This is a genomic window from Nonomuraea sp. NPDC059023 (assembly GCF_042740095.1).
In the GTDB taxonomy this organism is placed as follows: domain Bacteria; phylum Actinomycetota; class Actinomycetes; order Streptosporangiales; family Streptosporangiaceae; genus Nonomuraea.
In genome coordinates, this window is sequence record NZ_JBHYIO010000013.1 from 131,498 (window position 1) to 157,884 (window position 26,387).

Below are 26,387 nucleotides of genomic sequence, written 5' to 3' on the forward strand. Positions count from 1 at the left end.
AGACGGTGGCGAGTACGCCTCTTCTCGGTCACCGCCGATCACCCAGGAGACCAGGCACGGTCGCCGCCAGGCCTGACAACTGTTCCAGCCTCCGCGATGTCTCCTCGTCGCCGGGGGTCATCACCATCAGCCGGTGGCCCGTCTCCGTGACGTCGGTGGAAACGAAGTTCAGCTGGAGAAGCCCCACCAGCGGACTCTCAAGGCGTTTCACCTCGTAGTGCTGGAGGAGCACGTCGTGGCGGCTCCACAGCCGCGCGAACTCGTCCGACCGCTCCAGCAACCGCCCGACCACGCTCGAGGCATCCGCTCCCGCCGTCCCGGCACTCGCCGCGGCGCGCATCCTCGCCACCATCCTGGTCGCGACGATGTCGTCGTCGACGTACCGGCTGCGCCAGTCGGGGTCGGTGAAGAACTGCACGGCGCAGTTCCGTTCAGTGGACGGGATCAGGTCCATGTCGGTGAAGAGGTGCCGGTACGCGCGGTTGTACGCCACCACGTCGAACAGCCGCGTTTGCAGGCACGCGGGATAGGGATCCAGCTTGTCCAGCACCGGCTGGAAGGCGGCCAGCAGAGCCGGGTCGCATCCGGCCGGGTCCGTGGCCGGTGTCCGTACGCCGGCAAGCCTCCGCAAATGCCGCGTTTCCGCCTCGTCCAGCCGCAACGCCCGGCCGACCGCCTTGAGCACCTGCGTGCTGACGTTGATCGGCCGCCCCTGCTCCAGCCAGGTGTACCACGTGACCCCCACCCCTGCGAGCACCGCGACCTCCTCGCGCCGCAGCCCCGGCGTGCGACGCCGCCCGGTGGCCGGAAGTCCTACCCTGCCGGGACTCAGCCGCTCGCGCCGGGTGCGGAGGAAATCGCCGAGCTCACGCCGGGCGCTCGGGGAGATCGTGTCGGTCATGACTCCATACTGCTGCACCCACGGTCGCCCATCCAGGTTCGGCTGATACCCCCATAACCAGGCTTCTGGTACCCGGATCAGCGACCACGCAGCATCGACCCGTGACCACAACCTCGACACCAACGACCCGATCCCGGCCACGGACGCTCGGGCTTCCCGGGCTCCTCGCCACCCTCTCCGCTCTGCTCCTCTCGGTGGTCAGCTTCGCCGCCGCGGGCATCGCCGTACCCGATATCGGAGCGTCACTGCACGCCTCCCCTGCCGAGCAATCGCTCGTGGTCTCGGCGTACTCGCTCGGCTTCGCGGTGCCGATGGTCCTCGGCGGGCGCCTCGGTGACCTGTACGGGCGCCGCCGCCTGTTCCTTCTCGGCATGGCCGGTTTCACCTTCTTCTCGCTGATGGCGGCCCTCTCCCCCACCGTCATCGTCCTGATCGCCGCGCGCGCCCTCACCGGCGTCTCAGCGGCGGCGATGGTTCCCCAGGTGCTCGCGACGATCACCGCGTCGACGCAGGGCCGCGAACGCGCCAGGGCGGTCGCGTTGTTCGGAGCCACCGCGGGAGGCGCGACGGCGATCGGGCAGATCCTCGGCGGAGTGCTGCTCTTCGGCTCCGGCTGGCGCATGGTCTTCGCGGTGAGTGTCGTCATGGGCGTCCTCGCGTTTCTCGCCGCCCTGCGCTGGGTGCCGGCCACCAGCTCTCCCGGCCACCACTCGCTCGACCTGATCGGCACCGTGCTGCTGGGCTCCGCCCTCGTCTCGTTGCTCGTCCCGCTGTCCCAGGGCGCCGCGCTCGGCTGGCCCGCCTGGTGCTGGGGGCTGCTCGCCGCCGTCCCCGTCCTGTTCGCGGCGTTCTGGAGCCGGCAGCTACGGCTGCACCGCGCCGACCGCGTCCCGCTGGTCCCGCCACCCCTGTTCCGCCTGGGTTCCTACCGCGTCGGACTCGTGATGGCCCTCATGCTCCAGTCGGCTTTCGGCGCGTTCACCTTCCTCTACGCCGTCACCACACAGACCGGGCTGGGCTGGACCCCGATGCACGCCGCTCTCGTGCTGCTTCCGTACGCCCTGTGCTTCTTCGCCGTCTCCGTCTGGTCCGGGAAGCTCGCCCCGCGCTTCGGGTTCCGCCGGCTGCTGATCATCGGCGGCGTCATCCAGGCGGCGCTGCTTGCGGTCACCGCGGCTTCCGTGTTCCTGCAGGGCACCGGCCTGAACTCCTGGACTCTCGCCGCGTCCCTGGTCGGCGTCGGCATCGGGCAGGCGTTCATGTTCGGCCCCCTCGTCGGCGCGATGATCGCCGACGTCCCGCCTGCTTCCGCCGGGGCGGCGTCGGGAGCGCTCCAGACGACACAGCAAGCCGCGATGGGCCTCGGCGTCGCCGTGGCCGGCGGGCTACTCGCCGCGGCTACTGCCGGATCAGCGGCACCCGCCGGTGCCACCTACACCATCGCACTCGCCGTGTGCATGATCGTGCAAGCCGCCTTCGCCGTCGCCTTCGCACTCTGCGCCCTCGCCCTCCCCCGCCGCTGACCCCCCGGCTCGGGCCTTCCACGTTGGCGGGTGTGTTACGCACCCTGAAGTGCGCACTTCCCAGCAGGATGTTACTCACCAATAGTGGTGCAGGGCGCCGATGGGCACCCCCGACACGAGACGGAGGCCCCAGCATGTTCTCCACCTCACTTCCCGGCGGCACGTGGGCCCTGGGCGACCTGACCGTCACCCGGTTCGGCTACGGCGCCATGCAGCTCGCCGGCCCCGGCGTCATGGGACCGCACGGCCGAAGGCATGCGCCGCGAGATTTCGGCGGGCGAGCGGTAGTCATGCATTTCTCGTGGCCGGTGGTTGAGTTCTGATGCCATGGCGTCGAGCTGGGCCTGTGTGAATGTGCGGAGGTCGGTGTTCTTCGGGACGTACTGCCGGAGGAGGCCGTTGATGTGTTGTCGTTCGTGCCTTGCTGTCACGGTCTGCGTGATCAGGCAGAAGTAGACGGGCAGGCCCGTCGCCGCGGCCTCTCGACAGCCGACAACGACCGAATGATGATGATTTCGCGTGCGACCCCGCCGAACGGCATGCCCAGAGGGGACGATGTCAGCGTGAACAGACGCAGGGGCGGCTTGCGGATCTCGCTCGCCGTGCTGGCCACCATCGCCCTGGGTACTCTGGTGGTTTTCGTGTGGCGTGCCTGGAAACCGGCCGCCGATGTCAACCTCGCGGACGTCGTCGCCGTGACGCTGGCCGCCGCCAGCGCCGTGGCAGCGCTGGTCGCCCTTCGCTCGACGTTCCGATGGTGAAACCTTCCCGACCGATGCCGCAGTGGACAGCGCCGCCCGGGCGCTGGCCATTCTGGTGGATCGGCAGTGGCAGGACGAAGCCCGGCACCGCCTACTGAATGACCCCGACCCGATTCCCGTGCTCTGGCGGCTGTCCACCGATGAGACGCTGATGAGCCACCCCCGCCTGGTCACCGCCGAGGCGGAACCGGACTTCACCGGCCGCAGCGACGACATCGAGCGCCTGGCCAAGGCGTTCCAGGCTCTGGCCCGGCGCCGGCTGGTCATCACCGGCGCGGCGGGGATGGGCAAGACCACCCTGGCGGTGCAACTGCTGCTCCACCTGCTATCCGTCCGCGAGGCCGACAAGGCCCGCGCCGCCCCCGGGGAGATTGTGCCGGTGCCGGTGCTCCTCCCAGTCTCCAGCTGGGACCTCGACGCCCACCCCCACCTGCAGGACTGGCTCGCCGTTCGACTGGTCCAGGACTACCCGGCGCTGGCCGCCCCCGAGTTCGGCCCCGGCGCCGCAGCCGCGCTCGTGAACGGCGGTCACATCCTGCCCGTCCTGGACGGCTTGGACGAGATTCCCGACGATGCCCGCGCTCGGGTCATCGCCGCGCTCAACGCCTCACTGTCCGCCCGCGACCAGCTCATTCTCACCAGCCGTAGCGCCGAGTTCGCCACCGCCGTCAGTGCTGCAGGCCGGCCACTCACCGCCGCCGTGATCATCATCCCCCAGCTTCTCACCCCCGCTGACGCCGCCGGTTACCTGCGCTCCTGCCTGCCCGACGCCTTGCCGGACGCCTGGGAGCCGGTCTTGACGGCCCTGACCGCCGGTCCCGCACCGGCCGGCCTGGCCAGGATGGCAACCACCCCGCTGGGCCTGTGGCTGATCCGCACCGTCTATGTCACCCCTGACGCCGACCCTGCCCCGTTGACGGGCCCTCTGGGCAGCGACTACCACGCACTACGCTCCCACTTATTCGACCGCCTCATCCCCAAACTCATCGAAACTCGTCTGCCCAGCAGTAATCCCGCCGAGCATTTCCGGCCTCGCCGCCATTACGACCCCGGCCAAGTGGCCCAGTGGCTCGGCTACCTCGCGCATCACCTGGACAAGACCGGCACTCGTGAGCTCGACTGGTCGCACCTTCGCAAGTCGGTGCGGGGACCGCTACACGGGGTCCGAATAGCGGTCGGGATATGCGGTGGCCTTGTGTTCGGGTTCGGATTCGGATTCGAGTTCTCCCTTAAAGTCGGGCTCATACTGATGATCCCGGGCGGTGTCTTAGGAGGACTTCTCTTCGGGCTCAGTGAGGAACTCCACCCGGAACCCACCCATGCCAATCTGCGAATTCGCGGGCGCATCGGCCGGTTCGCCCGCGAATTCCGCCTCGCGCTCAGGCTCACGGCCGTGGTCGGGATCGTGATCGCGCTTGCGGTCGCGTTCATAGTCGGCCCGGTGGCGGCGCTGACCGTCGCACTCGTCTATCCGATCGTCACAGGACTCGCGTTCGGGTACACCGGCTTGATCGCAGAGCCCTCGGCCACCGCCCGCGCAAGTACCCCCTCATCCACGCTCAACGGCGACCTGAAGATGACGGGAGCACATACCCTCGCGGTCGGGCTCACTGTGGGGATAACGTTCGGGCTCACTTTCGGGCCGGCGGCGGGTTTCGGAGCTGCGATCGCGTTTGGGCTCACCGGCGGTCTCGGCACTTCACTCAAGATCCCACTTCCGCGACGGCAGGGATTCATCGTCACAGTGCCGTTCGGATTCAGAGAACTCGGTACGGCTGCGGTGACCTACCTCACCACGATAGCCATGCTCCGGGCCAAGCGGCGTCTGCCTCGACGGCTGATGAGATTCCTTGACGACGCCCATCGACTAGGACTACTGCGTACCGTCGGGCCGGTTTACCAGTTCCGGCACGCCGAACTGCACGACCGCCTCTCCGCCACCTACACAGGGTGGACGTTTCTGACCAGCCACGCCCGGGCGTTGGTCGCCATCGATCGCGATCCGGACCTGCTGAGCCGCGACATCGCCGACCGGCTGGGGCTCAGCGAGCGGGCGGTGCAGGCCATCGTGGCCGACCTGCAGCAGGCCGGCTATGTGGAGGTGGTGCGCCGCGGCAGCAGCAACCACTACACCCTGGTCCCGGGCCGCTACCTGCGCCACCCCGATCCGCAGGACATCCCGATCCGGCGGCTCATCGACCTGTTCGACGTCCCCAAAGCGTGACACAGGGCGCCGGACACGGCACCTTGCTCGTCTCCAGACGCGCACGATGCGGGTGGCTCTCCTCATAGCGCTGGACGTGAGTAGGAGTGGGATCACACCTGAAGACCAGGAGAAAGGCAGCAGCGCCACCCGGCGCGGTTCTACGAGGTGGCTGAGCGGGCGCACGATCGAGATCGGCCCGCCACAACCTGCCTGAGCCGGCTACGACAGGCGCGCAGACGGTGCCCGCTCTGCCTGCCCCGCGGACCCGACAAGCGTTGGTCGTTGTCCCGGTGGAACAGGGGCACAGCCTGGGCGGCATGGTGAATGGCTGTGGCATCCCGGTCACCGCTGTCTCAAAGAATCATCGGGGTCCAGCGACACGTTCTCGGGCTTCCGTGATCTTCTGGCAAGCTCGCGGGATGCTCAAGCTCACCGATTTCATCATCGACTGCCCGGACACCATGGCGCTGGCGGCCTTCTACTCCGAGGTGACAGGCCGCCCGATCAAGGAACGCAGCCACGAGGACTGGGCCGGTATCCAGTTCGGTGAGATCGAGCTGGCCTTCATCCGGGTGGACGACTACCGCGCCCCGCAGTGGCCAGACACCGAGCACCCCAAGCAGTTCCACCTCGATTTCGAAGTGGACGACATCGAATCCGAGCAGCGCCGCGTGGTCGAGCTCGGCGCGACGTTGCGGCAGGACTTCATCGGCCCCGAGGGCTTCGGCTGGCGGATCTACACCGACCCGATCGGCCACCCCTTCTGCCTGTGCCGCAACAAGGGTGTCACCTGGACCGACCAGGGGCCGACCTGGCCCAAGCACGACTAAGACCTGACTCGACGCGAGGTCAGCGGCCGAGCGATGCGGTGGCAGGCCTCATGGCGGACCTGGGCGCTCTCCTCGGTCGTGCGGGCGGTCGGCGCCACGCCATGGCCGCCTCTCCCTGCCGCCGCGTGGCGGCGCGGCTGCGACCCGCCCGCTTCACCATCGACGCACCCCTGCAACTGCCCATCCCCGCGGACCTGGACCGGGTGAGCCGATCCTCACCGATCGGGGACGGCGTCGCCGTCGAGCATGGCTTGAACGGCCGGCCCCGCCCACGTCACGATCGCATCGTGGCCGGCCGAGGCGATCGGTTCGACGCGCACGGCGTACCTGGCCACCGCCAGCCCCATGAGCTGGGCGGTGATGAGCGCGCCGCGCATCGCCGCGTCGGGGCCTTCGAGCCGGTCGGCGACCTGCGCCGTGAACTCCTTGTCGATGAACTCGCGCAACATCTGCGCCGACGGATCCTGGCTGCCCGCGGACATGGTCAGCGTCAGGATCGGCTCCAGGCTCGCGCTGGCGTCCCACACCTGCAGGAAGCGCCGGACCAGTTCGGCGCCGACGCCGCCGACGCCATGGGCGAGCAGTTCGGCGACCGGCTCGCGGGGGCTGTCGGGCGCCTCGAGTACGGCGGCGAACAACTTGTCCTTGCCCCCGAAGAAGTAGCTGATCATGGACGGATCCACGCCGGCGTCGGCGGCGATGGCCCGTACGGTGGCGCGATCGTAGCCGTCGCCGGCGAATCGCACGCGTGCCGCCGCCAAGATCTTGTGGCGGCTCTTCTCCCCGCTGCGCCATCGGCCTGATCGTCCGCTCATGACGTGATTCTACATTTTCTCCAACACCCGTTGAAGTATGCGTGCCATGACGCTAGATTCTCCAACGGGTGATGAAGAATGGATGTACTGATTGCCGGCGGCGGCCTCAGCGGGCTGACCATGGCGGCTCTCCTCGGCCGGTACGGCCTGGCATGCCTGGTGGTGGAGAGCGCACGGGACGTACCCCGGGCGCCGCGAAACCACCGGCTCAACCCGCGCACCATGGCGGTGCTGCGAGGCGCGGGGCTGGAACGGCCGGTCCGCGCCATCGAGCTCGGATACGACAGCGGCGGCCTGATCATGGCCGACACGCTCACCGGTAGGGCGGGCACCCGCCTGCCCTCACTGTGGCAACCCGTCCCTCCACAGGTCAGCGAGGTGCCGGTGTGCGTCTGCAACGAGCGCGACCTGGAGACGGTCATGCGTACCCAGGCACGCGAGCGTGGCGCCGAGCTACGCCTGGGCGCCACGCTGACCGGCTTCGACGTGGGCACGGACCAGGTCACCGGCATCCTGCGGGACGGTACGACGGTCGAGGCCCGCTACCTGATCGCGGCCGGCGGCCCGCCCCTCAGGGACGCGGCCGGGGTGCCCGCACACGGACCGGACAACCTCGGCCGCCAGCTCACCATCAGCTTCCGCGCCGACCTCGACCTGCGCGACGGCTACCTGCTCGGCAGCGTGAACGGCTTGCTGCTGCCGGAGGAGCCCGGCGTGTTCGGGCTCACCGTAGCGATGACCGACCTCACGCCGGAGCGGTGCGTGGAGCTGATCAGGACCGCGGCCGGGCGCCCGGACCTGCCCGTCGAGCTGGTCGATCGCACGCCGCTGGAGATCTCGGCGCGGATCGCCGACCGGTTCGTGCGCGGGCGCGTGCTGCTGGCGGGCAAGTCCGCGTACAGCTCGCCGCCCACGCCCGGATTGATGGGCAACGCCCGTATCCAGGACGCCCACAACCTCGCCTGGAAGCTCGCGCTCGTCCTGTCGGGCCAGGCGGGACCGGCCCTGCTCGACTCCTACGACACCGAGCGCCGGCCGCTGGCGGAACTGACCGTGCGTGACGCGCTGAGCAGACTCCCCGCGCACATGGCCGCGCCCGCCGAACCACTGCCCGTCGATCGCCTGACGTTCGAACTGGGTTTCCGGTACGGCGACGGCGACCGCTTCGAAGATCCCCGCACGCCCTCGCTGCTGCCGGGCGGCATGATCCCCCACTTCGACCTGTCGGCCCGATCCTTCGTCCTCCTGGCCGGGAGCGACGAACAACGCTGGCGCGCGGCCGCCGAACCGCTCGGCATCGAGGTCCGGCCGGGCGGCACCGGACCTGAGGCGCTGCTCGTCCGGCCCGACGGATTCGTCGCCTGGCGTTCGGCCGACCCTGACCATCTCGCGGAGGCGCTGGACCGCCTCCTACACAGAGAAAGGCTCTGACATGAACCAACGGCTACGCGTACTCATCGCGGGCGCCGGCCTGGGCGGGCTCTGCCTGGCGCAGCGCCTGCGCCGGGCGGGCATCGACGTGCTGGTCTTCGAACGCGACGCCGGCCCGTACAGCCGGGCCCAGGGGCATCGCGTGCACCTCGATCAGCGCGGCGAGGACGCCCTGCGCGCCTGCCTGCCCGAGCACCTCTTCGATCTGTACGAGGCCACCCGTGGCCAGCCCAGCGAACGCCTGATGCTGATCGACGCCGAAGGCGAACACCTGCGGGAGATCCCCGTTCCCCCGCTGCCCGATGCCACCTCGATCATCAAGAAGGGCAGCGCGGTCAGCAGATCCACCCTGCGCGAGATCCTGCTCGCCGGCCTGGACGACGTCGTGCGGTACGGCAAGGCGCTCACCCACTACGACCACGACGTACGGGCCTGGTTCGCCGACGGCACCCACGAGAGCGGTGACGTCCTCGTCGGCGCCGACGGGATCGGCTCCGCCGTACGCCGGCAGCGCCTTCCCCAGGCACGGATCGACGACCTGAACATCCGCTGGATCGGCGGCAAGACCCCCGTCACCGCCGGCATCGAACGCTCACTGCCGGACGGGCTGCACAACGCCTTCGCCGCCGTCACCGGCATGGACCCCGCCATGATGATCGGCTACATGCGCTTCGGGAACCCGCCCCCGGCGATGGCCGAACGCCTGGCGCCCGGCCTTCGCCTCACCGACACCGAGGACTTCGTCATGTGGGCGATCACCGTACAGCGCGATCGGCTGACCGCCGCGGACGCCGCCCTGCCCGCCTCCGGCCTGCACCGGCGGGCCCTGGAGCTCACCACGACCGCGCACCCCGCCATGCGCCGCGTCGTCGAACAGGCCTGGCCCGAGCACACCTTCCACCTGTCGATCGGCACCTCGGTCCCCGTCCCCGCATGGGACAGCGACCACGTCACCCTGCTCGGTGACGCGATCCACGCCATGCCGCCCTCCCGCGCCTCCGGCGCGAACACCGCGCTCAGCGACGCCGCCGACCTGGCCCGGCACCTGATCGACGCCCGGCAGGGCCACAGCAGCCTGCCGGAGGCGATCGGCGCGTACGAACACATCATGATCGAACGCGGCTTCGCCGCCGTGGAGTCCTCGACACGGGCGATCGACGCCTTCGCCCGGAAGATCATCCGATGACCACCGTCGGCGACGCCGCGCACGCCATGTCACCGATCGGCGGATTCGGCGTCAACCTCGCCATCCAGGACGCCGTCGCCACCGCCAACCTGCTCACCGGACCCCTCCTTCACGCCCAGGCGCACGCCACCCCGATTCCCAGCACCGCGGTGGAACGCAGAAGACGCCTTCCTGCCGCCGCGGCCCAGCCGCTGCAGCGGCTGACCCAGCGCTTCGGCGTCGAACCCGCCATGAGGGACAACCGGCTCCGGCTCACGCACCGTCCGTAAGACGATGGCCTACATGATCGGCATCGGCCTGAGGGCGTCGCCTGCTGGAGGAAACACGGGACCTCTTGATCACCCCCTCGTGTGCGCTGTAGGCATGGAGAAAGGATGAGGAGAGAAGGGCCCCATGCGTGAGATCAGCACATCCATCGACATTCAGGCATTACCCGAACAGGTCTGGGAGGTGCTCGTCGACTTCGACGGCTACAAGACGTGGAACCCCTTCATCCGTGAGGGCTCGGGTCAGGCCACCGTGGGAGCCACGCTGACCCTGCGCATGTATCCCGAGAGCGGAAAGCCGATGACCTTCCGCCCCAAGGTGCTCGCCGCCGAACCTGGTCGCACGCTCCGCTGGCTCGGGCGGCTCACCATCCCGGGCATCTTCGACGGCGCCCACGAGTTCACCCTGACCGCGACGGAGACCGGAACCCACCTCGTCCAACGCGAGACCTTCAGCGGCATCCTGGTGCCCTTCCTCGGAAAGACGATCGCGGGCACCGAGCGGAACTTCGTACGCCTGAATGAAGCGCTGAAGCAGCGCGTGGAGAGCTGACGCGAGCCGCGACTGCTCCGCGGGGAGTAGCGGAAACCCACTCCCACGGGACGACGACCATGGTCGGCGCACCGTGACATGGTCATCGTCCTGAAGCGACGACACGGAGGCGAGAGATGACCAGCCGGCGGACGGTGACGACCTGGATCCGTGATCACGGATCCGCGCTGGACACCCTGAACTTCGAGGCTCCCCTGGACGATCTCGAACCGCTCCGGGACGTCGTGGGCGACGCGCGGGTGGTGGCCTTGGGGGAAAGCTCCCATCACATCCGGGAGTTCTACCAGGTACGCCATCGCATCCTGCGCTTCCTGGTCGAACGTTGCGGTTTCCAGGTGTACGCCCTGGAGGCCCCCTTCACCCAGGGGCAGATCCTCGAGAAGTGGGTCCGGGGCGGCCCGGGGACTGTGGAACAGGTCGCCGAGACCGGCATCGCCATGTCCCTGGGGCAATGCCGGCAGATGTACGAGGTGCTGACCTGGATGCGGCAGCGGAACGAGAAGCCCGGAGGGCCGTCGCTGCGATGTGCCGGGACCGACCTGCCCGGCGCCTTCGGATCGCCCCTGCCCGCGCTCGAAGCGCTCGCCGGCTACCTGAGCCGGGCCTGTCCCGGCGCGCTCCCCGCCCTGGAGACAGCCTTCAAGGTGACACGGAGCTTCCACGACCCGGTCACCATGCGAGCCTTCGCCCGCTACCAGGAACTCGGCCCCGGCGAGCGCGACACGTTGACCAGCGCGTTGAGCGAGCTGACGGCCGTCATGCGACGGCTGACCTTCGTCCAGCGGAGCCGCGGCCACGGGGCCGAGCACCAGACAGCGCTGTGGCACCTTCGCGGCGCCTGGTACCTGGATCAGCTCCATCGCGCCACCGCCGCCGGGGAGAGCTTCGAGGTCGCGTCGACGTTCCGCGACGTCTACATGGCGGAGTCCGTCCTGCGACTCCTGGACGGCGACAAGTCCGGCCAACGCGTCGTGCTGGCCGCGCACAACTGGCACATCCAGCGGACTCCCGCGGCCGAGGACGGCGAGAGCCCGCTGCTGCCGGCCGGAGCCCACCTCGCCGCCGCCCTGGGAGACGACTACCGCGCCATCGGCGTGACCTCGAGCCACGGCCGTACCACCACCGTGGGCGAACCGACGCCGGAACGCCCCGAGGGCACCTGGTACGACGCGCCGCTCCCGCCGCCCACCGGCCACAGCATCGAAGCGGCGTTCCCCACCGACGCGCTCTGGACTCTCGCGAACCTGCGCGCGGCTCGGTCCCAGGTCGAGGACGCGGAAGCCGTCCGGCAGTCCCGCATGGCCGACTATTTCCTGAACCTGCCGGTGTTCGACGCGTTCGACGCCATCGCCCACGTCTCGCACACGACCGGCTCCGACTACGTGACTGATCCTGGCGCCGGTGGATTCCGTTAGAGGTGATGTCACGACGGCACCACCCTGCGCGACGGCGGCCCCGCATCCACCCATGCCTACCGGCGACCGGGCAGATTCACCGCGACCGTCACCGTCACCGACGACGAGAACTGCTCGACCGCCCTGATCTTCACCGGAACCTCGGTGCGCTGCAACGGCTTCTCCCGGGCCCGGGCCTCCCAGGCCGTCAGGGTCCGGCCGGCTAGCTGAGCAGGCCTCGCCGATAGCCCTCGCCGACGGCGGCGGCGCGGTCGCGGACGCCGAGCTTGTCGTAGATGTGCAGCAGGTGGGTCTTGATGCTGGCCTCGCTGATGAAGAGTTTGGCGGCCGCCTGGCGGTTGGAGGCGCCGTCCGCGACGAGGGCGAGGACCTGGAGTTCGCGGTCGGTGAGGGCGGCCTTGACCGGCCGGCGTACCTGGCCCATCAGGCGGCCGGCGACCGACGGGGACAGGACCGGCTCACCTGCGGCGGCGGCGCGTACGGCACGCAGGAGTTCGTCGGTGGGGGCGTCCTTGAGGAGGTAGCCGGTGGCACCGGCTTCGATGGCGGGCAGGACGTCGGAGTCGCCGTCGAAGGTGGTCAGGACGAGGACCTTGATGTGGGGATGGGAGTGGCGCAGGGCGGTGATGGCGCTGACGCCGTCCATTTCGGGCATGCGTAGGTCCATGAGGACGATGTCGACCTCGAGTACGGCGGCGCGGTCGATGCCTTCGCGGCCGTTGGCGGCTTCGCCGGCGACGTGGATGTCGGGCTCGGCTTCGAAGGCGGCGCGCAGGCCGTCGCGGACGATCGGGTGGTCATCGACGATGAGGAGGCGGATCATCGGGGGTTTCCTTGGAGTGCGGGAACGGTGGCGCTGACGGCGGTGCCCTCGCCGGGCGTGCTCTCGATTTCGAGGGTGCCGCCGACGCCGCGCAGGCGTTGTCTCATGCTGCTGAGGCCGAATCCCTTGCCGCTGGGGTTGTGGATGCCGGTGCCGTCGTCGCGGATGTCGAGCAGGACGACGGCGCCGGTGTAGGAGAGGGTGAGGCCGGCGCGGGTGGCGCCCGCGTGCTTGGCGACGTTGGCGAGGGCTTCCTGGGCGACGCGGAACAGGGTGACCTCGATGGCGGGGCTGAGGGGGACGCGGTCGCCGGTCACCTCGACGTGGAGATCGACGCCGGTGGTCTGGGTCCAGTTGCGGGCCAGGGTGGCCATGGCCTCGGGAAGGTGGGCGTCCTCGAGTTGGTGGGGCTGCAGGGCGGCGACGGAGCGACGGGCCTCGGTCAGGCTTTCCCTGGCGAGGTTGAGCGCGAGTTCGACGTGGGTGTCGGAGTCCTCGACGCGCTGGGCGGCGCGTAGCTGGGTGATGATGCCGGTGAGGCCCTGGGCGAGGGTGTCGTGGATTTCGCGGGCCATGCGCTGGCGTTCGTCGAGGATGCCGGCCTGGTGGGCTTGGGTGAGGAGCTGGGCGTGGAGGTCGGCGTTCTCCTCCAGGGCGGTCTGGAGGTCGCTGACCGCCTTTCGATATTTGCGCTGCCGCTCCTCGATCCTGATGCCCGCGATCTGGCCGCCGCCGATGGCGACGGTCTGCACGGCGATGATCGCCAGGTGGAAGGAGACGAGCTGGATGGTGGCCTGGGTCCAGTCGAGCGACGAGCCGTACAGGACGAAGGAGGTGGCGGCGACGGCGGCGAAGGTCCACTTGGAGGGGGCGAAGTGGCCGGCGAGGAAGAAGCCGGAGATGCAGTAGATGATGAAGATGGGGTCGTGGAAGGTCAGGAGCGCGGCGGTGGCCAGCACGCCGGCGAAGTGAACGGTGACGAAGCTCCTGCGCCGGCGTACGGCGGCGGGCAGAAGGGTGTGGGCGCCGAGAATCCAGGCGAGGGCCAGGGCGGCGAGCGCGAGGGTGCGGAGGATCCCACCCTCGGGCCGCTCGGGTGAGGCGAGGCTGATGACCAGGGCAGCGGCGAGGGTGAGGAAGGGGACGATCTCGACGATGCGCTCGAAGCGTCGTTCCCAGGTGGAGAGCGGGAAGGGGTCGTTCATCCGGGACGTGGCCCTCCTCTGGGGGACGGATGGGGTTTTAGCTGGTCGTGACGGTCGAGGATGAGCTTAGGCGCATGGGGATGAGGATGGCGTAGCCGTACAGGAGCAGCCCCAGGGCGATCATGAAGATGATCGTGGGCCATTGCCAGATCGGCGGGAGATGAAGGGCGAGGAACCACCCGGGATCCCCGATGCCGAAGATCTTCATGATCAGCGGCACGATGCCCTGGGGGAACAGGGGCAGCCAGGCGATGGTGTAGCTGACCGTGACGCCGATGCGGTGCTGGATCGGGAGGTCCGCGGTGGTCGGTTTGCCGGCCTGGGGTGACGGGCCGTGCTTCATGAGGTTGAGCAGATCGATCCCGTGGTTCTCGAGTCTGCGGTACGCGATCCTGCCGAGGCCCCAGGCGCTGAGGGCGCCGGTCAGCACGCCGGTGGCGATGCCGGCCCAGGGGTGCAGGAGGATGGCGCCGGCCGCGGGCAGGGCGGTGGCGGGAACCGCGAGGAGCACGAGCCAGGCGAGGCTGGTTTCGGCGGTTTCGTCGGCGCCGGTGCTGAGCGGGTTGCCGCCGCGCTTGTGCGGGTCGGTGCCGGGGACGAGCGAGGTGACGGCGAGCAGGACGATGACCCCGGCGCCGCCGCCGAGGAGGGCGGGGAGCAGGCCGAGTACCCACGGCCAGGCCCACGTCAGGCCGCTGACGAGGGTGCCGGCCAGGGAGAGGAGCACGGCGGCGGGGCCGACGATGAGGAGCCAGGCCAGCTGGCGTCCGCGGACGTCGGCGCGTTCCGCGCCGGGGGTCATGAGGGTGAGCCAGAGAGCGGTCCCGTCGGCGCCGTAGAGGTTGGCCGAGGACGCGGCGGCCATCACGATCGCGATGAGCCCCATGAAGGGCACCATGATCCAGACGTCGAGGGCCAGGAGCAGGAGGGGGGTGACGACGGCGAAGGAGAAGGCGGTGGCGAGCAGCTGGATGCGGACGAGGTCACGCCACCAGGCGCGCAGTTCCTTGGCGGCCGTGATGCGGGCGCCACCGGTGCTGGGGAGGGGGCGGGGCGTGCCCCGGCGGGGCGGTACGCCGCCGCGTGCGGCCGAGACGACACGCCGCGACAGCAGGCCGGCCCATGCGGCCAGGAGGAGGGCGATCACGCCGGCGCCGGCGACGAGGATGACGAGGGCCAGGGGCCACGGGGCTTCGATGGCGGCCACGCCCCATCCGGAGGGCAGGACGCGGACGAGAACCTCGGACCAGGCGGCGGTGGCGTCGGCGCCGCCCACAGCCGCGACGGGCGCCCAGCCGTTGCTGCACAGGGCGATCGCGGTGCCGGTCACGATGCCGACGGCGGCCGCGGTGGCGCGGGACCTGACGAACAGGCCGATGAGCGCCACGATGACGCGGGAGATCATCACCATGGTGACGAGCGTGGTGACCGCTGCCACCAGGCCGATGAGCACTCCGGCCGGGCCGAAGCGCCAGCCGTACACGGGCAGGGACAGCAGGGCGATGAGATTGATGGCGGGTGCGGGGCCCGCGAAGGCTCCGGCGAGCAGCGCCGCCGCGATCCGGCCCGGCGTGGCCGGGAGCATGGAGAAGTATTCGGGGCGGAGGGCCTCGTTGCCGCCCCCGATGAAGATGGGGCCGAAGATCCAGCCGCCGAGCCAGACGGCCAGGGTGACGGGCAGGTAGGCGGGCCACAGGACGGCGACGGCGATGGTGCCGAGGGCCAGGATCAGCCCGGCCGAGACGCCGGTGTAGAGGTTGGTGGCGGCGTCGCCGCGCAGGGAGTTGCGCATGAGTGCCAGCCGCATGCGGACCATGTGCTGTGCCAGGGCGGCCAGGCCGGGAGTGCCGGCCGGGCTGAGGGTCAGGCCGTGAGCCATGCCAGCCCCTCCGTTCCTCCGGCGCGGGCGCCGACGAGCTCGACGAAGGCGTCCTCCAGGGTTGCGGAGCCGCGTACCTCCGCCAGCGGCCCGGCGGCTACGACACGGCCGTCGGAGATGACGCCGACGTGGTCGCAGAGCTGCTCGACGAGGGCCATGACGTGGCTGGAGATGATCACGGAGCCGCCGTTGCCCGCGAACCTTCGCAGGATGGCCTTGATCGTGGCCGCGGAGACGGGGTCGACCGCCTCGAAGGGCTCGTCCAGGACGAGCAGGCGGGGCGCGTGCAGGAGGGCGACGGCCAGCCCGATCTTCTTGCGCATGCCGGTGGAGTACTCGATGACCAGGGTCCGCTCCGCGGAGTCGAGTTCGAAGATCTGGAGGAGCTCGTCGGTGCGCTCGGCGACGACGGCGGGCCGCATGCCGCGCAGCAGGCCGAGGTAGGTGAGGACCTCGCGGCCGGTGAGCCGCTCCGGCATGGCGTTGCCGTCGGGCAGCACGCCGATCAGTTCCTTGGCACGGACGGTGTCGCGCCAGACGTCGACGCCGAAGATCTCGGCGCTGCCGGCGTCGGGGCGGAGCAGGCCGACCGCCATGGCCAGGGTGGTGGTCTTGCCGGCGCCGTTGGGGCCGACCAGGCCGTAGAAGGATCCGGCGGGGACGGTGAGGTGGATGTCGTCGACGGCCACGTGGTCGCCGAAGGCTTTACGGAGTCCGGTGGTGCGGAGGGCGGGCTCCTGGTGTGTTGGCATGCCTTGAGAATCGCGCGGGTAGCGGGGGTGGCGGATCGTCCGGCCGGAGAGCGGAGCGGTGGATTCCGGCATCAACCGATCGGTTGATGCGGAGCCCGCCCCTTGCCCGGCCGCGTTTCCCTCCACCATCCTCGATGGGTGATCTGGTGGCTGTCCTTCCGGGCCAGGCGCGGAGACCCGGCGGCGATCCGTGAGTTGTGGCGGCGCTGGCGCACGGGTGGCGACCCGGCGATCTGGGAAGTGCTGCGGCGTACGGGCCTGATCGACGACGAACTGGTGCTCTCCGTGCTTCAGGGCATCCCCGTCGTACGCGCCACCGCGCTGGAGACGATCATCGCCCGGGGCGACCAGAACGTGATCGACAAGCTGTTCCACCCCGACTGGCGCGACCCGGACGCGGCGCTCGCGCTGCTGCGCGAACTGACGGCGCGCGACCTGGCGCCCCGTGGCGACGCACACCTCTCCAAGGTACGGCTGGCGGTCGGCGACCGGGACGGCTTCCTGGAGGTCGGCGAGTCCGTGACCACGCCCGTCCCCGGGCTCCTGTGGCCCGGCCCGATCATCGCCGGGCATCTCCAGCAGCTCGAACTGGAGGACTGGTTTCTCCGCCAGAGCCTCCGCCGAGACGATGCGGACTTCGCACCCTTCGCCAGGATGTTGAAGCGCCCCATGCCCATCGACCTCGTGGCAGCCGCCCGGCGCAGCGAACACCAGCCGACCGCCGACCTGGCCCGGGATCGGTGCCGCACCGCCCGCGGGGGCGAGCTCGCGGCCCTGTGGTCCCAGGCGCTGCGCGGCGGGGAACCCTGGCCGGCGTTGTTCGGCAACCACACCCGGCTCGACGCCGAGGCGAGCGGATACGGCTGGCGACTGTGGCTGGCCGCCCCCACCCGAGAGCTGTCCGCCCACCTGCTGCGGCACGGAAGCGAGGTCACCGACCCGGCCTTGGACGACACGAGCGTGGCCGGTGACACGGACCTGCTCATCGAGGTTCTCCTGTCCCCCCGCCTGCCACGCGCGATCCGCGTGCTCATCGCGCGCTCCCCCACGCTCCGCGGCCACATGGTCCACGACCTGCTGAACGGCCGCCTGGACGCCCTGGACACCGAGCGGCTGACGGCCGGCTACCGGCATCCGCCGCTGCGCGAACCGATCCGCGCGGCCTTGCGTGAGGCCCGCGGCCTGGACGTTCTCGCGATCGTCAACCCGGCGTCACCGGAGGACCGGTACTTCGTCGCCGACGCCTTCCTCGGGTGGGAGGACTGGGCGAGCCTGCGCGACTACCTGCTCACCTGGCCCTTCCTCGACGTCCTCCAGTACGGGCCCCGCCTGGCCCGCCACCACCCGCCCGAGCTCTCCACCCTGAGGCCGGCTCTCGATGCCGACCGCGCGATGATCCGCTACGCCCGCGTGACCAGATCGCCCCGGATCAAGCCCATCCTGCGATGCTCGCTGGCCGGCATGACCGGCGATGATCTGGCGGTGGTGCGCTGGATCCAGAAGAGCGCGAAGAGCAACCCGAAGCTCTGTCTCCTCGCCCAGGTGATCGAATCCTGCCTCACCCGGCGAAGAAGGCCTGGAGGTGACGGTTGACCGGGTCCGGGCAGTCCAGCTGGGGGGCGTGGCCGCAGCCGTCCACGATCACGAGCTGGTCGTTCGGCAGCAGGTCGGCGAACCGGTGGGCGCGCTCGACAGGCTGGACGGTGTCCTGCCTGCCCCACAGGACCAGGGCCGGAGTCCTGGTGGCGGGGAGGGCGCGTTCGGTCGGTGCCCAGTCGAGGCGGCGTTCCAGCAGGTAGGTGGCGCGGATGTTGTCATGGAAGGTCATCGGCGCCCACCACTCGTCCACCAGCTGATCGGTGACGCGGCCCTTGTTGACCATCATGCCCTCGGCCAGGCCCCGCACCGTGGACTTGCCGGTGGACAGCTTGACGGCCAGCTCGCCGACCACAGGGATCTTCAGGGACTCCCACATCAGGGTGCCCCGCAGGTCCAGGCCGGTGGCGTCCAGTAGGGCGAGCTTGGTGACGCGCTCGGGATGACGCTGCGCGAAGGCCAGGGCCCAGCCGCCGCTCCAGGAGTTGCCGGCCAGCGCGGCCCGCCGTACACCGACACTGTCCATGAACGCGCCGACGGCGGCGACCATGGAGTCCAGGTCGTAGGCGAAGTCCGGGTCCTTCACCCGGGTGTAGCCCTGGCCGGGCAGGTCGGCCACGTAGACCGTGTGGTCGCGGGCCAGCACGTCGAGCTGGTCCTTCCAGCCGATGACCGAGGTGCCGCCGGGCGAGAGCAGGATCACCGGCGTGCCGGATCCGGCCTGGACGTAGTGGAAGCGGGCGATGGGAGTGTCGGCGTAGCGTGAGCCGACTTGGGCCAGGTAGGGCGAGCGGAAGGCCCTTCCGTCCTCGGCGGGCTGCCAGCCGTAGGCGCCGAACAGCAGCGCGGCCACCAGCAGCGCCGGCACGACCGCGAGCCTGCGGCGCCGGCGTGCCGGTCGGGCGGCGGCGGTCTGCGGTGCGTTCTCAAGGCCAACCATGGTGATCTCCGGCGTGGTCGGGGAATCGTTCATGCGTCTGGACGGACTGGCGTGCCGCCCTGTGACAGGCACGGCAGGTGAATTGGCTCACGCGGCAGGTGAGCTCTTCTCACCAGCACCGGCCGCGCCGCCGCTGACGACGGGCCTCCGGCTCGTGAACCGCCACGCCTGCCCCGGTGAAGACCGCGCACCTCCCCGGGCGGCGTGGTGTGCTCCCATCGGCCCGTCCGGCGGGACCACGGTCTTGTCGGACCCGCCTGTCAAGATCGCCCGTATGAGCACGCAACCCCCCACGTCCGCGAGAGCGGACGTGCACGTGAGCCATCATCAGATGCTGGTGAACGACGACACGGGTGCCGGCCATCCGTCCCACGTCCCCAATGGGCTGACGGCGTCCTCCCCCGGAGCGGCGGTGATCCTCACCGGCGTACACACCGGAGTCGTGGACGTCACGGTTCAACTCGCCGACGCGCCCCCTGCCACGACGGCGCGGGGGTGGGACGAGGTGGAGAACGTGGAGCTGATCAGTTTCACGGGCGAGACACGGTTGCGGGGCCTCATGGGCCACCTGCCGCAGGCGCTCCCCAACCTCACCCCGCATGGTCCCGGACGCTACGGCATGCGTGTGCACGCGCGCGGCCGTGATATCGATCCCTGCGCCGTGCCGAACGTGCCGTTCGAGTTCTACCTGGTCACGATCTGGCCCATCGAAGTGGGGCCGAAGGCGTGCGCCAAGCTCGGCGTGGGCGTCGCGGAAGAACTGGGGCTTCCGGACAAGTCCGCCGAGATCAGGCGCTGGGCCCAGGAGCACGCACGGCCGGAAAGCGAAGCGGGGCGCATCATCAGGAACATCGTCGTACCCCCTCTGCCACCCACGCCCGTCCAGGGCTCCGCGGGGGCGGCCGAGCATCGGCTGCGGATCGTCAACCCCTACCAGGAGCCCGCCGCCGGACCGGCGCTGCCGGAGGGCCTGGTCGCCGCCGCTCCGGACGCGGTGGTCATCAGGACGCTCAAGAACCGGGGCGCGGTGGGGGTTCACGTGCGGTGGGATGCGTCCAGGCCCCGCGAGCCCATCTCCTCCAGGTGGGAGGAGACGGAGGAGATCGAGTTCGTCACCACGACCGGCATCATGCAGATCGAGGGCATGCACACCCGCGACGAAACGCCGTCCCCCAACCTGACCTACCAGGGCACCGGACGCTACGGCCTGCGCGTCCACGGGCGAGCGCGGCCCGGCGCTGGACTGTCGAACCGGCCCGGCGAGTCGTACCTGCTTGTGGTGTGGCCGATCGCGCTCGGAGTCTGAAAACGACGCTGATCAGGGCTGGTGGGATGGTGGCTGGATCCCGGCTCTGAACTGGGGGCAGTCCTCAAGCGACGGGCCATGGTGGCACTGCTTCAAGTGGCCGAGATATCGCCGGGCGGCGGCCAGCCGGTCCAGTTGCGCGTCGATGTCGGCCATCCGGGTGTCCACGATGTCCTGTCAGTTCTCGGTCCGCGTCAGCAACGCCGCGACCTCGTCGACCGCCATCAGCCCGCTCTGCCGCCACAGCTGGATCAACGCCACCCGGTACACCTGCGCGGTGTCGTAGAACCGCTCCCGCGCGGCGGCCGCGAACTCGGCCGGCGCGTCGAAGCCGGTGTCCGCGGCGTCGGCATAGCTGATCAGCGTGCTGAAGACGGGTGTGGGGTCGTCGGCCCAGCGGGGCAGCCCGAGGTCCATCTCCGCGGCCACCCGGCAGCCGTGGCGCGCGAGAAAGGCGCGCGTCCCCGCCTGCAGGGCCGCGGGCAGACCTTCTTGCCGGTACGCACCGCTTGGGACTGGAACGCCTGACCGAGCACTGCGCGCTACGCACCCACCCGCCAGCGGTGACGGGGCGGCCCGCGGGGCGCGATAGTGACGGGCATGGAGTTCGAGTTCGTGACGCGGCGGCCGGCGGGGGTGCTGGAGCCGTTCGTGGAGTCGGTGTGGTTCGCCCGGGGGCGGATGACGTACCCGCGCGAGCGGATCGCGCCGACGGGATCCACGGTCGCGGTGCTCGTCCTCGGATCCCCGATCGTGCAGACGCCGCGCAACGGCGACGGCCCGGCGTTCGTGGCGACGGAGGGCTGGCTGGCCGGGCCGCATGACCAGCCGGTGATCAATGCCCCGACCGCCGAGACGCTCGCCGTCGGTGTGGTGTCGTCGCCGGTGGGCTGCCGCGCGCTGTTCGGCGTCGATCCCGCTCCGCTGCGCGGGCGGGTCGTGGACCTGATGACGGTCTGGCCGCCCGCCCGTGCGCTGCGCGCCGCACTGCTCACCCGCCCGGACCCCGCCGCCTGCCTCGATTCCGTGGAGGCCACGCTGCGCGCCGGCCTCTCGCCGGCACCCGGATGGCGACGGTGTACGGCCGCCGTCGCCGCGCTGGAGGCCGATCCGCGACGGCGCATCTCCGGCCTGGCCGCCGAGCTCGGCATCACCCCCGCCCATCTGGACCGGGAGTTCGTGCGCGTCATCGGCCTGACCCCGCGCTCCCTCGCGCGCATCCTCCGCCTGCGGCGGCTCCTGAAGGGTGTGGACGTGCACTCCGATCTGAACTGGACCGGGCTGGCCGCCGAATGGGGGTGGTTCGATCAGAGCCACTTCATCAGGGACTTCAAGCGGCACAGCGGGGTGACGCCGTCCGCGTACGTGCTCGCCCAGCGCGGCGCGTACGCCACCGGGCAGAACGAGCCGGGGTTCGTCCCCGAGATGTGAATTCCGTACAAGTCACCTTCCGCGCCCTGCGGGCACACTATGGGCCATGAAACGGGCATTCGCCGTCGACGCCGTCATCGACCGGCCGGCACGGGACGTGTGGCAGATCCTGACCGACTGGGAACGGGCTCCCCGATGGATGACCGGCGTGGAGTCGATGCGCGCCGAGTCGGGCACCCGCATCGGCTCGACGATCATCTTCAACGCCCGCGGCAAGACCCGCACCAGCGAGATCGCCGACCTGGACGAGGGGCGATCGATCACACTCGTGACCATCCAGGGCGGAGTCACCGCCCGATACGTCTACCGCCTGGAGCCGCTCGACGACGCCGCGCGTACCCGCGCCCACCTGACCGCCGACCTCGCCACGACCGGATTCCCCTGGACCTTGTTCGCCCCCTTGATCCGCATGGCCGTACGCCGCACCGACGCCGGCCAGCTCCACGCCCTGCGCGCGACCGCGGAGAACGCACAGGCGTAGCGATAATCTTCGGATGCTGCGATTACTGGTGACGTTCCTGGCGGTGACCCTTCTTCTCAGTGGCGGCAACTTCCTCAGCGGACGGCTCAGCTTCGATGACCACGCCGCCAGTGCCGTCTGGATCTGGCGGACCAGCGGCGCGGCGGAGATCTGGCGGAACGGCTTCGTCCCGATGGAAAGCCTGAGCCAGATGTCGCGGGAGGTGGAGGAGCGGATCGCCCGTGATGAGGAGTACGGCTTCGCCGTGACCGGCCCGCTCCCCGTGACCCCGGAGGAGGCGCGGATCCGCTGGGACGACGGCTCCACCCTGCGGGTCCCCGTGATCAGTGCCCGCCGGGCGCTGGCCGCCCTGTCTCCCTTCGCCGACGTGGCGTCCGCCCGGGACGATCAGGCGTACAAGATGACCGCCGCCACGTTCACCACCATGCGTTTGCGGACCTTACGCGGCACGGCCACGGTCCCGGCGTGGCGGCTGTACTTCTCGAACCTGCCCGGCCCGGTCGACTACGCCGCGGTCGACACCGCCACGCTCGGCACCGTGGAGAAGGCCGTTGGCGACCACCTGCCGGCCGACATCAGCGGCTTCGAGATGCTCGACGCGCGCACGCTGCGGGTGACGTTCGAGTACGGCGTCTGCGGCGGCCGGGCGATTCCGTCCGTGCGCCTCCGGGCCGACGAGCGGCCTGACGTCGTGGTCCTCGGAGTCGAGGTCCGGGAGCACACCGGAGGCGGCCTGTGCGCGGGCGTCGGCCTGCGGGGCGAGGGCGTCGTCCGGCTCGCGGAGCCGCTGACCGATCGGGTGGTGCTGGACGCGAGAAGCCGGCGCCCTGTCTGCCTCCATCGGCCCGCCCCCTGCGCCGCCGTACCTCGATAGCCGTCAGGACCTCCTCGCGAGTGCTTCGCGGCGGATCCACTGGAGCAGGCCGGGGTTGTCCACGGTGGTGATGACGCCGACGGTGGTACGCAGGTAGCGGTCGCCGTCCAGGAGGGCCAGCAGGCTCGCGGCCAGGTCCGCACGGGCGGTGAACCTGCCGTCCGCGTGGTCCTCGACGAGGGTGTAGTCGGTGGCCGCCGGCAGGTGGTAGAGCCCGCTCGGGCGCACGATCGTCCAGTCCAGATCGCTGGCGCGGACCAGCGCCTCCATCCGCCGCATGTCGTCGTACAGGGTCCTTCCCATCACTCGCGTCACGTACGGCAGCAGCACGCGGTTGAACAGGAATCCGCCGTCGGAGTACGAGCGCGGCGCGACCCCGCTGGAGCTCACCACGACGAGACGGCGCACCCGGTGGCGTTCCATCGCGGCGGCGATGTTCGTCACACCCCGCGAATAGGTGCTGATCGGTTCCTTCCCCGCGGGTACGCCGAGCGTCGAGAGCACCGCGTCCCGCTCCGCCACGACGTCGTCGACGGCCGCCGGATCGAGCACGTCGGCGCCGGCCACCTCCAGCCGATCATGGCGGAGCGGGAACGAGTCCGGCCGCCTGGTGACCGCGGTGACCTGGTGTCCGGCGGCGAGTGCCTGGTCGGTGAGCAGGCGGCCGGTGGGGCCGTTGGCCCCGAAGACTGCGATACGCATGAGGGTCGTCCTTTTCATGGCCTGGCGGCGATGGTCCTCCCCGGGACGAGACAGCCCGGTCGTTCTGTGACATGGGAGGAACCTCCCTTGTCACAGGCCGCGGGGCTGTCTCGTCCCAGGGAGTGGAGAGACAGGAGGTGATGGTCATGCGGATGTTCGTGGCAGGCGGGCCCCATGTCATCGCGCAGAGCTATGGCGCCTGGAACGGCGTGCGTACCTGCGGATGGGTGAAACCCGAGCATGACCCGGCGATCCGGATCCCCCGGCGGCCCGCCGGGCGTACGGCGGTGACCATGACGACCGAGGGCCGCGCCCTTTCCGACGCCAAGGCCAAGCGGGAGCTCGGCCCGCGGCAGGGCTTGAAGGCGGAGCCGGCATGAGGCGGGAGGAGGAGTTCGTGGAGCTGCGGCCGCTGCTGTTCTCGATCGCCTACCGGATTCTCGGCAGTGTGAGCGAGGCCGAGGACGCGGTCCAGGAGACCTGGCTGCGTTACGAGGCGTCCCCGACCCAGCCCGTCTCGGTCAAGGCGTTCCTGTCGGCCACGGTGTCCCGGATCGCGATCGACGTGCTGCGCTCGGCGCGCGTGCGGCGGGAGGTGTACGCCGGGCGCTGGTTCCCCGAGCCGCTGCTGGCCGACCCATATGAGGACCCGGAGCGATCGGCGGAGCTGGCCGACTCGCTGTCGACGGCGGCCCTGCTCCTGCTGGAACGGCTCAGCCCGCTCGAACGGGCGGTCTTCGTGCTCCGGGAGGTGTTCGGGTTCGGTTTCGCCGAGGTCGCGTCCGCCGTGGGACGGTCGGAGGCGGCGTGCCGCCAGCTCGTCGTCCGGGCGCGTCGTCACATGGACGCGGGACGCGCCCGGTTCGAAACGGATCATCGGGAACGGAACGAACTCGCCGGGCGGTTCTTCGACGCCTTCCGGGAAGGTGACGTCGACGGGCTGCGCAAACTGCTGGCCGCCGACGTGCAGATGGTCGCCGACAGCGGCGGCAAGGCTCCGCAGTGGGGCAACGGCGTCTTCGGCGCCGGGAACGTGGCCAGGACGCTGGCCGCGATCGTCGCGCCGTTCGCCCGGATCGGCGGCGTCGTGGAACCGCACGAGGTGAACGGCCAGCCGGGCGCGATCTTCCGGGACCGGGACGGCAAGGTCGTCAACACGTTGACGCTCGACATCCTCGACGGGCAGGTTCAGGCGATCCGCGCGGTCATCAACCCCGACAAGCTCGGGCACCTGGGTCCGGTGGCCGACACCTGGACGGTCGTCCGCGAGGCGAACCAGGCCCGCCGGTCCACGGACTGACCTGGCTACGCGGCGGGTTTCCGCTTTCTGATGTTTTCCTCGCTCGGACGAAGGCCGCCGGTGCCAGACTCGAGTCTCACGACGTGACGTCGCGGTGCCCTGTTCTCCCTGTGGGGGGTGGGTCCTCCGGTACGGGGCTCCGCACACCTCCTGTCAGATCTTGAGTCCGGAGTAGACGGTGTCGAGATAGCCGACGAAGTCCGCGGTGTACTCCTGGTACTGCTTCCGCCAGCGTCGCAGGTCGGCGGCCCTCACCGAAGTGCCCAGGACCGACGTCAGGTGGGAGATGAGGAACGCGTCGTCCTGACCGGCCTCGAATCTGACGCGGCTTTCGACGATCTCGAACCTGCGCATGAGGTCCAGGCGGAGTAACTGGTAGAGGAAGGACTGGGCGGCGAACCTGAGGGATTCCGGCATCTCCTTCGAGATCGACTGCGGGCCGTGGTACCAGGAGAGGTAGATGGCGTCGTCGAAGATCTCGAACCGGTAGGTCGCCGTGTCCTCGATGTAGACCAGGTCCACCGGGCAGATGTGCCGGTAGTCGAAGAGCGCGACCGTGCTCATGATGAGCTCTTCGCGAAGCTCCTCCGCGAGCGTCGCGTTGTCCTTGCCCGCCAGCCTGACCCAGGTGGTCCTGTCGGTGGCGCGGCGCGAGATGGCCAGTTTGTCGCCGGGGCTGAGCATCGCGACCCGGACCTGGTGCGGGAAGTGACGCGACCTGGTCAGCCGGGCCGGCACGTACCGGGCGCTCGGCCCGCAGAAGGCGTAGAACCCGGTGGTCTCCAGGCTCGCGGTCATGTCCCTGTTGAAGGCGTCTCCGTATGTGCCGTCGATCGGGTCGAAGGGTGAATAGGTGGCCGTGGGCATGAAGTCCTTGTGCTGTGCGGCCACCTCGGCGCGCAGTCCCAGCGCCATGTCGTCCAGGTGCTGGGCGATGTTCTCCTCCAGGCCGCGCTGCTGCACCTGGGAGCTCAGGATGGTGAACACGACGGCGAAGACCACGGACGCGATCAGGTTGAGGCCGATCGCGGAGAGTACCGCCGCCGTGGTGAGACCCGGGTCGAAGATCACCATGAGCACCGCGGCGAGCAGAGTCACCACGCAGGAGAAGCCGAACGCGTACCAGCTCAGAGTGTTGCGAAGCTTGCGCGGGCTCGTACGCATGCAGAGATCTCTCTTCATCGCCGTGGGCCGCCACGATCCCCGATCCC

28 protein-coding genes are annotated in these 26,387 nt (G+C 70.1%); 18 read left to right on the top strand and 10 right to left on the bottom strand.

Translation table 11 applies throughout. The annotated features are described in order from the left end of the window. Nucleotides 1-28: 28 nt before the first annotated feature. Nucleotides 29-901: a helix-turn-helix transcriptional regulator gene (locus tag ACFWYW_RS23125; RefSeq protein WP_379612577.1), complete on the bottom strand. Its 873-nt coding sequence runs from the start codon at nt 899-901 to the stop codon at nt 29-31. Between the two features lie 101 nt (nt 902-1,002). On the opposite strand from ACFWYW_RS23125, the gene ACFWYW_RS23130 reads away from it, so the two are divergent. The 5 genes from ACFWYW_RS23130 to ACFWYW_RS23150 all read left to right on the top strand — a co-directional run bounded on the left by ACFWYW_RS23130 (nt 1,003) and on the right by ACFWYW_RS23150 (nt 6,221). Further along, a complete protein-coding gene (locus ACFWYW_RS23130) occupies nt 1,003-2,424 on the top strand; it encodes an MFS transporter (RefSeq protein ID WP_379612578.1) in 1,422 nt (473 codons plus the stop codon). Between the two features lie 134 nt (nt 2,425-2,558). Beyond that, complete coding sequence (locus ACFWYW_RS23135; RefSeq protein ID WP_379612579.1) at nt 2,559-2,747, top strand: hypothetical protein; 189 nt, start codon at nt 2,559-2,561, stop codon at nt 2,745-2,747. A 240-nt stretch (nt 2,748-2,987) separates the two neighbouring features. Continuing rightward, nucleotides 2,988-3,185, top strand: coding sequence for a hypothetical protein (locus ACFWYW_RS23140; RefSeq protein WP_379612580.1), 198 nt, complete (start codon nt 2,988-2,990; stop codon nt 3,183-3,185). 22 nt (nt 3,186-3,207) lie between these two features. Then, nucleotides 3,208-5,409 (top strand): MarR family transcriptional regulator, encoded by a 2,202-nt coding sequence (locus ACFWYW_RS23145; protein WP_379612581.1) that lies wholly within the window; start codon nt 3,208-3,210, stop codon nt 5,407-5,409. A gap of 401 nt (nt 5,410-5,810) precedes the next feature. Continuing rightward, complete coding sequence (locus ACFWYW_RS23150; RefSeq protein ID WP_379612582.1) at nt 5,811-6,221, top strand: VOC family protein; 411 nt, start codon at nt 5,811-5,813, stop codon at nt 6,219-6,221. Between the two features lie 215 nt (nt 6,222-6,436). Here ACFWYW_RS23150 and ACFWYW_RS23155 read toward each other — a convergent pair whose 3' ends face one another. Beyond that, nucleotides 6,437-7,036, bottom strand: coding sequence for a TetR family transcriptional regulator (locus ACFWYW_RS23155; protein ID WP_379612583.1), 600 nt, complete (start codon nt 7,034-7,036; stop codon nt 6,437-6,439). Between the two features lie 78 nt (nt 7,037-7,114). On the opposite strand from ACFWYW_RS23155, the gene ACFWYW_RS23160 reads away from it, so the two are divergent. The 6 genes from ACFWYW_RS23160 to ACFWYW_RS23185 all read left to right on the top strand — a co-directional run bounded on the left by ACFWYW_RS23160 (nt 7,115) and on the right by ACFWYW_RS23185 (nt 12,097). Further along, entirely contained in the window at nt 7,115-8,467 is a 1,353-nt protein-coding gene (locus tag ACFWYW_RS23160) for an FAD-dependent monooxygenase (protein WP_379612584.1), read from the top strand. Between the two features lies 1 nt (nt 8,468). After that, nucleotides 8,469-9,653, top strand: a complete 1,185-nt coding sequence (locus ACFWYW_RS23165; protein ID WP_379612585.1) for an FAD-dependent oxidoreductase — start codon at nt 8,469-8,471, stop codon at nt 9,651-9,653. Continuing rightward, nucleotides 9,650-9,922 (top strand): FAD-dependent monooxygenase, encoded by a 273-nt coding sequence (locus tag ACFWYW_RS23170; protein ID WP_379612586.1) that lies wholly within the window; start codon nt 9,650-9,652, stop codon nt 9,920-9,922. Before ACFWYW_RS23165 ends, ACFWYW_RS23170 begins: the two co-directional genes overlap by 4 nt. A gap of 124 nt (nt 9,923-10,046) precedes the next feature. Beyond that, the gene (locus ACFWYW_RS23175) at nt 10,047-10,472 is read left to right on the top strand and encodes an SRPBCC family protein (RefSeq protein WP_379612587.1); all 426 of its coding nucleotides are present in this window, start codon (nt 10,047-10,049) and stop codon (nt 10,470-10,472) included. A gap of 116 nt (nt 10,473-10,588) precedes the next feature. Next, entirely contained in the window at nt 10,589-11,887 is a 1,299-nt protein-coding gene (locus tag ACFWYW_RS23180; protein ID WP_379612588.1) for an erythromycin esterase family protein, read from the top strand. 24 nt (nt 11,888-11,911) lie between these two features. Next, complete coding sequence (locus tag ACFWYW_RS23185) at nt 11,912-12,097, top strand: PKD domain-containing protein (protein WP_379612749.1); 186 nt, start codon at nt 11,912-11,914, stop codon at nt 12,095-12,097. Here the strand turns inward: ACFWYW_RS23185 and ACFWYW_RS23190 are convergent. The 4 genes from ACFWYW_RS23190 to ACFWYW_RS23205 are packed head-to-tail and all read right to left on the bottom strand — an operon-like array spanning nt 12,090 to nt 16,546. Continuing rightward, entirely contained in the window at nt 12,090-12,710 is a 621-nt protein-coding gene (locus ACFWYW_RS23190; protein ID WP_379612589.1) for a response regulator, read from the bottom strand. The genes ACFWYW_RS23185 and ACFWYW_RS23190 overlap by 8 nt on opposite strands. After that, nucleotides 12,707-13,915: a sensor histidine kinase gene (locus ACFWYW_RS23195; RefSeq protein WP_379612590.1), complete on the bottom strand. Its 1,209-nt coding sequence runs from the start codon at nt 13,913-13,915 to the stop codon at nt 12,707-12,709. Before ACFWYW_RS23195 ends, ACFWYW_RS23190 begins: the two co-directional genes overlap by 4 nt. Nucleotides 13,916-13,952: 37 nt before the next feature. Then, nucleotides 13,953-15,794 (bottom strand): hypothetical protein, encoded by a 1,842-nt coding sequence (locus ACFWYW_RS23200; RefSeq protein WP_379612591.1) that lies wholly within the window; start codon nt 15,792-15,794, stop codon nt 13,953-13,955. Further along, complete coding sequence (locus ACFWYW_RS23205) at nt 15,779-16,546, bottom strand: ABC transporter ATP-binding protein (protein ID WP_379612592.1); 768 nt, start codon at nt 16,544-16,546, stop codon at nt 15,779-15,781. The genes ACFWYW_RS23200 and ACFWYW_RS23205 overlap by 16 nt, the downstream gene beginning before the upstream one ends. Nucleotides 16,547-16,684: 138 nt before the next feature. On the opposite strand from ACFWYW_RS23205, the gene ACFWYW_RS23210 reads away from it, so the two are divergent. Continuing rightward, nucleotides 16,685-18,139, top strand: a complete 1,455-nt coding sequence (locus ACFWYW_RS23210) for a hypothetical protein (RefSeq protein WP_379612593.1) — start codon at nt 16,685-16,687, stop codon at nt 18,137-18,139. On the opposite strand, the gene ACFWYW_RS23215 is transcribed toward ACFWYW_RS23210, so the two are convergent. Then, nucleotides 18,105-19,115, bottom strand: coding sequence for an alpha/beta fold hydrolase (locus ACFWYW_RS23215; RefSeq protein ID WP_379612594.1), 1,011 nt, complete (start codon nt 19,113-19,115; stop codon nt 18,105-18,107). The genes ACFWYW_RS23210 and ACFWYW_RS23215 overlap by 35 nt on opposite strands. A 241-nt stretch (nt 19,116-19,356) precedes the next feature. Between ACFWYW_RS23215 and ACFWYW_RS23220 the strand changes: the two genes are divergently transcribed. After that, nucleotides 19,357-20,388, top strand: a complete 1,032-nt coding sequence (locus tag ACFWYW_RS23220; RefSeq protein ID WP_379612595.1) for a hypothetical protein — start codon at nt 19,357-19,359, stop codon at nt 20,386-20,388. 177 nt (nt 20,389-20,565) lie between these two features. Here ACFWYW_RS23220 and ACFWYW_RS23225 read toward each other — a convergent pair whose 3' ends face one another. Next, nucleotides 20,566-20,817 (bottom strand): hypothetical protein, encoded by a 252-nt coding sequence (locus ACFWYW_RS23225; protein WP_379612596.1) that lies wholly within the window; start codon nt 20,815-20,817, stop codon nt 20,566-20,568. Nucleotides 20,818-20,988: 171 nt separating this feature from the next. Here ACFWYW_RS23225 and ACFWYW_RS23230 point away from each other — a divergent pair, with 171 nt between their 5' ends. The 3 genes from ACFWYW_RS23230 to ACFWYW_RS23240 are packed head-to-tail and all read left to right on the top strand — an operon-like array spanning nt 20,989 to nt 23,174. Continuing rightward, nucleotides 20,989-21,819 carry a helix-turn-helix domain-containing protein gene (locus ACFWYW_RS23230; protein ID WP_379612597.1) on the top strand — a complete coding sequence of 277 codons (831 nt, stop codon included), beginning with the start codon at nt 20,989-20,991 and terminating at the stop codon, nt 21,817-21,819. A 46-nt stretch (nt 21,820-21,865) separates the two neighbouring features. Continuing rightward, entirely contained in the window at nt 21,866-22,300 is a 435-nt protein-coding gene (locus ACFWYW_RS23235) for an SRPBCC family protein (protein ID WP_379612598.1), read from the top strand. Nucleotides 22,301-22,313: 13 nt separating this feature from the next. Beyond that, nucleotides 22,314-23,174 carry a hypothetical protein gene (locus ACFWYW_RS23240; protein ID WP_379612599.1) on the top strand — a complete coding sequence of 287 codons (861 nt, stop codon included), beginning with the start codon at nt 22,314-22,316 and terminating at the stop codon, nt 23,172-23,174. A gap of 3 nt (nt 23,175-23,177) precedes the next feature. Here ACFWYW_RS23240 and ACFWYW_RS23245 read toward each other — a convergent pair whose 3' ends face one another. Continuing rightward, nucleotides 23,178-23,876 (bottom strand): NAD(P)-dependent oxidoreductase, encoded by a 699-nt coding sequence (locus ACFWYW_RS23245; protein WP_379612600.1) that lies wholly within the window; start codon nt 23,874-23,876, stop codon nt 23,178-23,180. Nucleotides 23,877-24,022: 146 nt separating this feature from the next. Between ACFWYW_RS23245 and ACFWYW_RS23250 the strand changes: the two genes are divergently transcribed. Both ACFWYW_RS23250 and ACFWYW_RS23255 read left to right on the top strand, forming a co-directional pair. Then, complete coding sequence (locus ACFWYW_RS23250) at nt 24,023-24,256, top strand: hypothetical protein (protein ID WP_379612601.1); 234 nt, start codon at nt 24,023-24,025, stop codon at nt 24,254-24,256. Further along, entirely contained in the window at nt 24,253-25,176 is a 924-nt protein-coding gene (locus ACFWYW_RS23255) for an RNA polymerase sigma-70 factor (RefSeq protein WP_379612602.1), read from the top strand. Before ACFWYW_RS23250 ends, ACFWYW_RS23255 begins: the two co-directional genes overlap by 4 nt. Before the next feature lie 153 nt (nt 25,177-25,329). Here ACFWYW_RS23255 and ACFWYW_RS23260 read toward each other — a convergent pair whose 3' ends face one another. Beyond that, a complete protein-coding gene (locus ACFWYW_RS23260) occupies nt 25,330-26,340 on the bottom strand; it encodes a hypothetical protein (RefSeq protein ID WP_379612603.1) in 1,011 nt (336 codons plus the stop codon). Nucleotides 26,341-26,387 lie beyond the last annotated feature (47 nt).

Bases quoted from the DNA above. Each gene is read 5' to 3' on its own strand.
- ACFWYW_RS23125 (WP_379612577.1), bottom strand. From the start codon at position 901: ATGACCGACACGATCTCCCCGAGCGCCCGGCGTGAGCTCGGCGATTTC.
- ACFWYW_RS23135 (WP_379612579.1), top strand. From the start codon at position 2,559: ATGTTCTCCACCTCACTTCCCGGCGGCACGTGGGCCCTGGGCGACCTG.
- ACFWYW_RS23150 (WP_379612582.1), top strand. From the start codon at position 5,811: ATGCTCAAGCTCACCGATTTCATCATCGACTGCCCGGACACCATGGCG.
- ACFWYW_RS23155 (WP_379612583.1), bottom strand. From the start codon at position 7,036: ATGAGCGGACGATCAGGCCGATGGCGCAGCGGGGAGAAGAGCCGCCAC.
- ACFWYW_RS23160 (WP_379612584.1), top strand. From the start codon at position 7,115: ATGGATGTACTGATTGCCGGCGGCGGCCTCAGCGGGCTGACCATGGCG.
- ACFWYW_RS23165 (WP_379612585.1), top strand. From the start codon at position 8,469: ATGAACCAACGGCTACGCGTACTCATCGCGGGCGCCGGCCTGGGCGGG.
- ACFWYW_RS23170 (WP_379612586.1), top strand. From the start codon at position 9,650: ATGACCACCGTCGGCGACGCCGCGCACGCCATGTCACCGATCGGCGGA.
- ACFWYW_RS23175 (WP_379612587.1), top strand. From the start codon at position 10,047: ATGCGTGAGATCAGCACATCCATCGACATTCAGGCATTACCCGAACAG.
- ACFWYW_RS23180 (WP_379612588.1), top strand. From the start codon at position 10,589: ATGACCAGCCGGCGGACGGTGACGACCTGGATCCGTGATCACGGATCC.
- ACFWYW_RS23190 (WP_379612589.1), bottom strand. From the start codon at position 12,710: ATGATCCGCCTCCTCATCGTCGATGACCACCCGATCGTCCGCGACGGC.
- ACFWYW_RS23195 (WP_379612590.1), bottom strand. From the start codon at position 13,915: ATGAACGACCCCTTCCCGCTCTCCACCTGGGAACGACGCTTCGAGCGC.
- ACFWYW_RS23200 (WP_379612591.1), bottom strand. From the start codon at position 15,794: ATGGCTCACGGCCTGACCCTCAGCCCGGCCGGCACTCCCGGCCTGGCC.
- ACFWYW_RS23205 (WP_379612592.1), bottom strand. From the start codon at position 16,546: ATGCCAACACACCAGGAGCCCGCCCTCCGCACCACCGGACTCCGTAAA.
- ACFWYW_RS23215 (WP_379612594.1), bottom strand. From the start codon at position 19,115: ATGAACGATTCCCCGACCACGCCGGAGATCACCATGGTTGGCCTTGAG.
- ACFWYW_RS23220 (WP_379612595.1), top strand. From the start codon at position 19,357: ATGAGCACGCAACCCCCCACGTCCGCGAGAGCGGACGTGCACGTGAGC.
- ACFWYW_RS23230 (WP_379612597.1), top strand. From the start codon at position 20,989: ATGGAGTTCGAGTTCGTGACGCGGCGGCCGGCGGGGGTGCTGGAGCCG.
- ACFWYW_RS23235 (WP_379612598.1), top strand. From the start codon at position 21,866: ATGAAACGGGCATTCGCCGTCGACGCCGTCATCGACCGGCCGGCACGG.
- ACFWYW_RS23240 (WP_379612599.1), top strand. From the start codon at position 22,314: ATGCTGCGATTACTGGTGACGTTCCTGGCGGTGACCCTTCTTCTCAGT.
- ACFWYW_RS23245 (WP_379612600.1), bottom strand. From the start codon at position 23,876: ATGCGTATCGCAGTCTTCGGGGCCAACGGCCCCACCGGCCGCCTGCTC.
- ACFWYW_RS23250 (WP_379612601.1), top strand. From the start codon at position 24,023: ATGCGGATGTTCGTGGCAGGCGGGCCCCATGTCATCGCGCAGAGCTAT.
- ACFWYW_RS23255 (WP_379612602.1), top strand. From the start codon at position 24,253: ATGAGGCGGGAGGAGGAGTTCGTGGAGCTGCGGCCGCTGCTGTTCTCG.
- ACFWYW_RS23260 (WP_379612603.1), bottom strand. From the start codon at position 26,340: ATGCGTACGAGCCCGCGCAAGCTTCGCAACACTCTGAGCTGGTACGCG.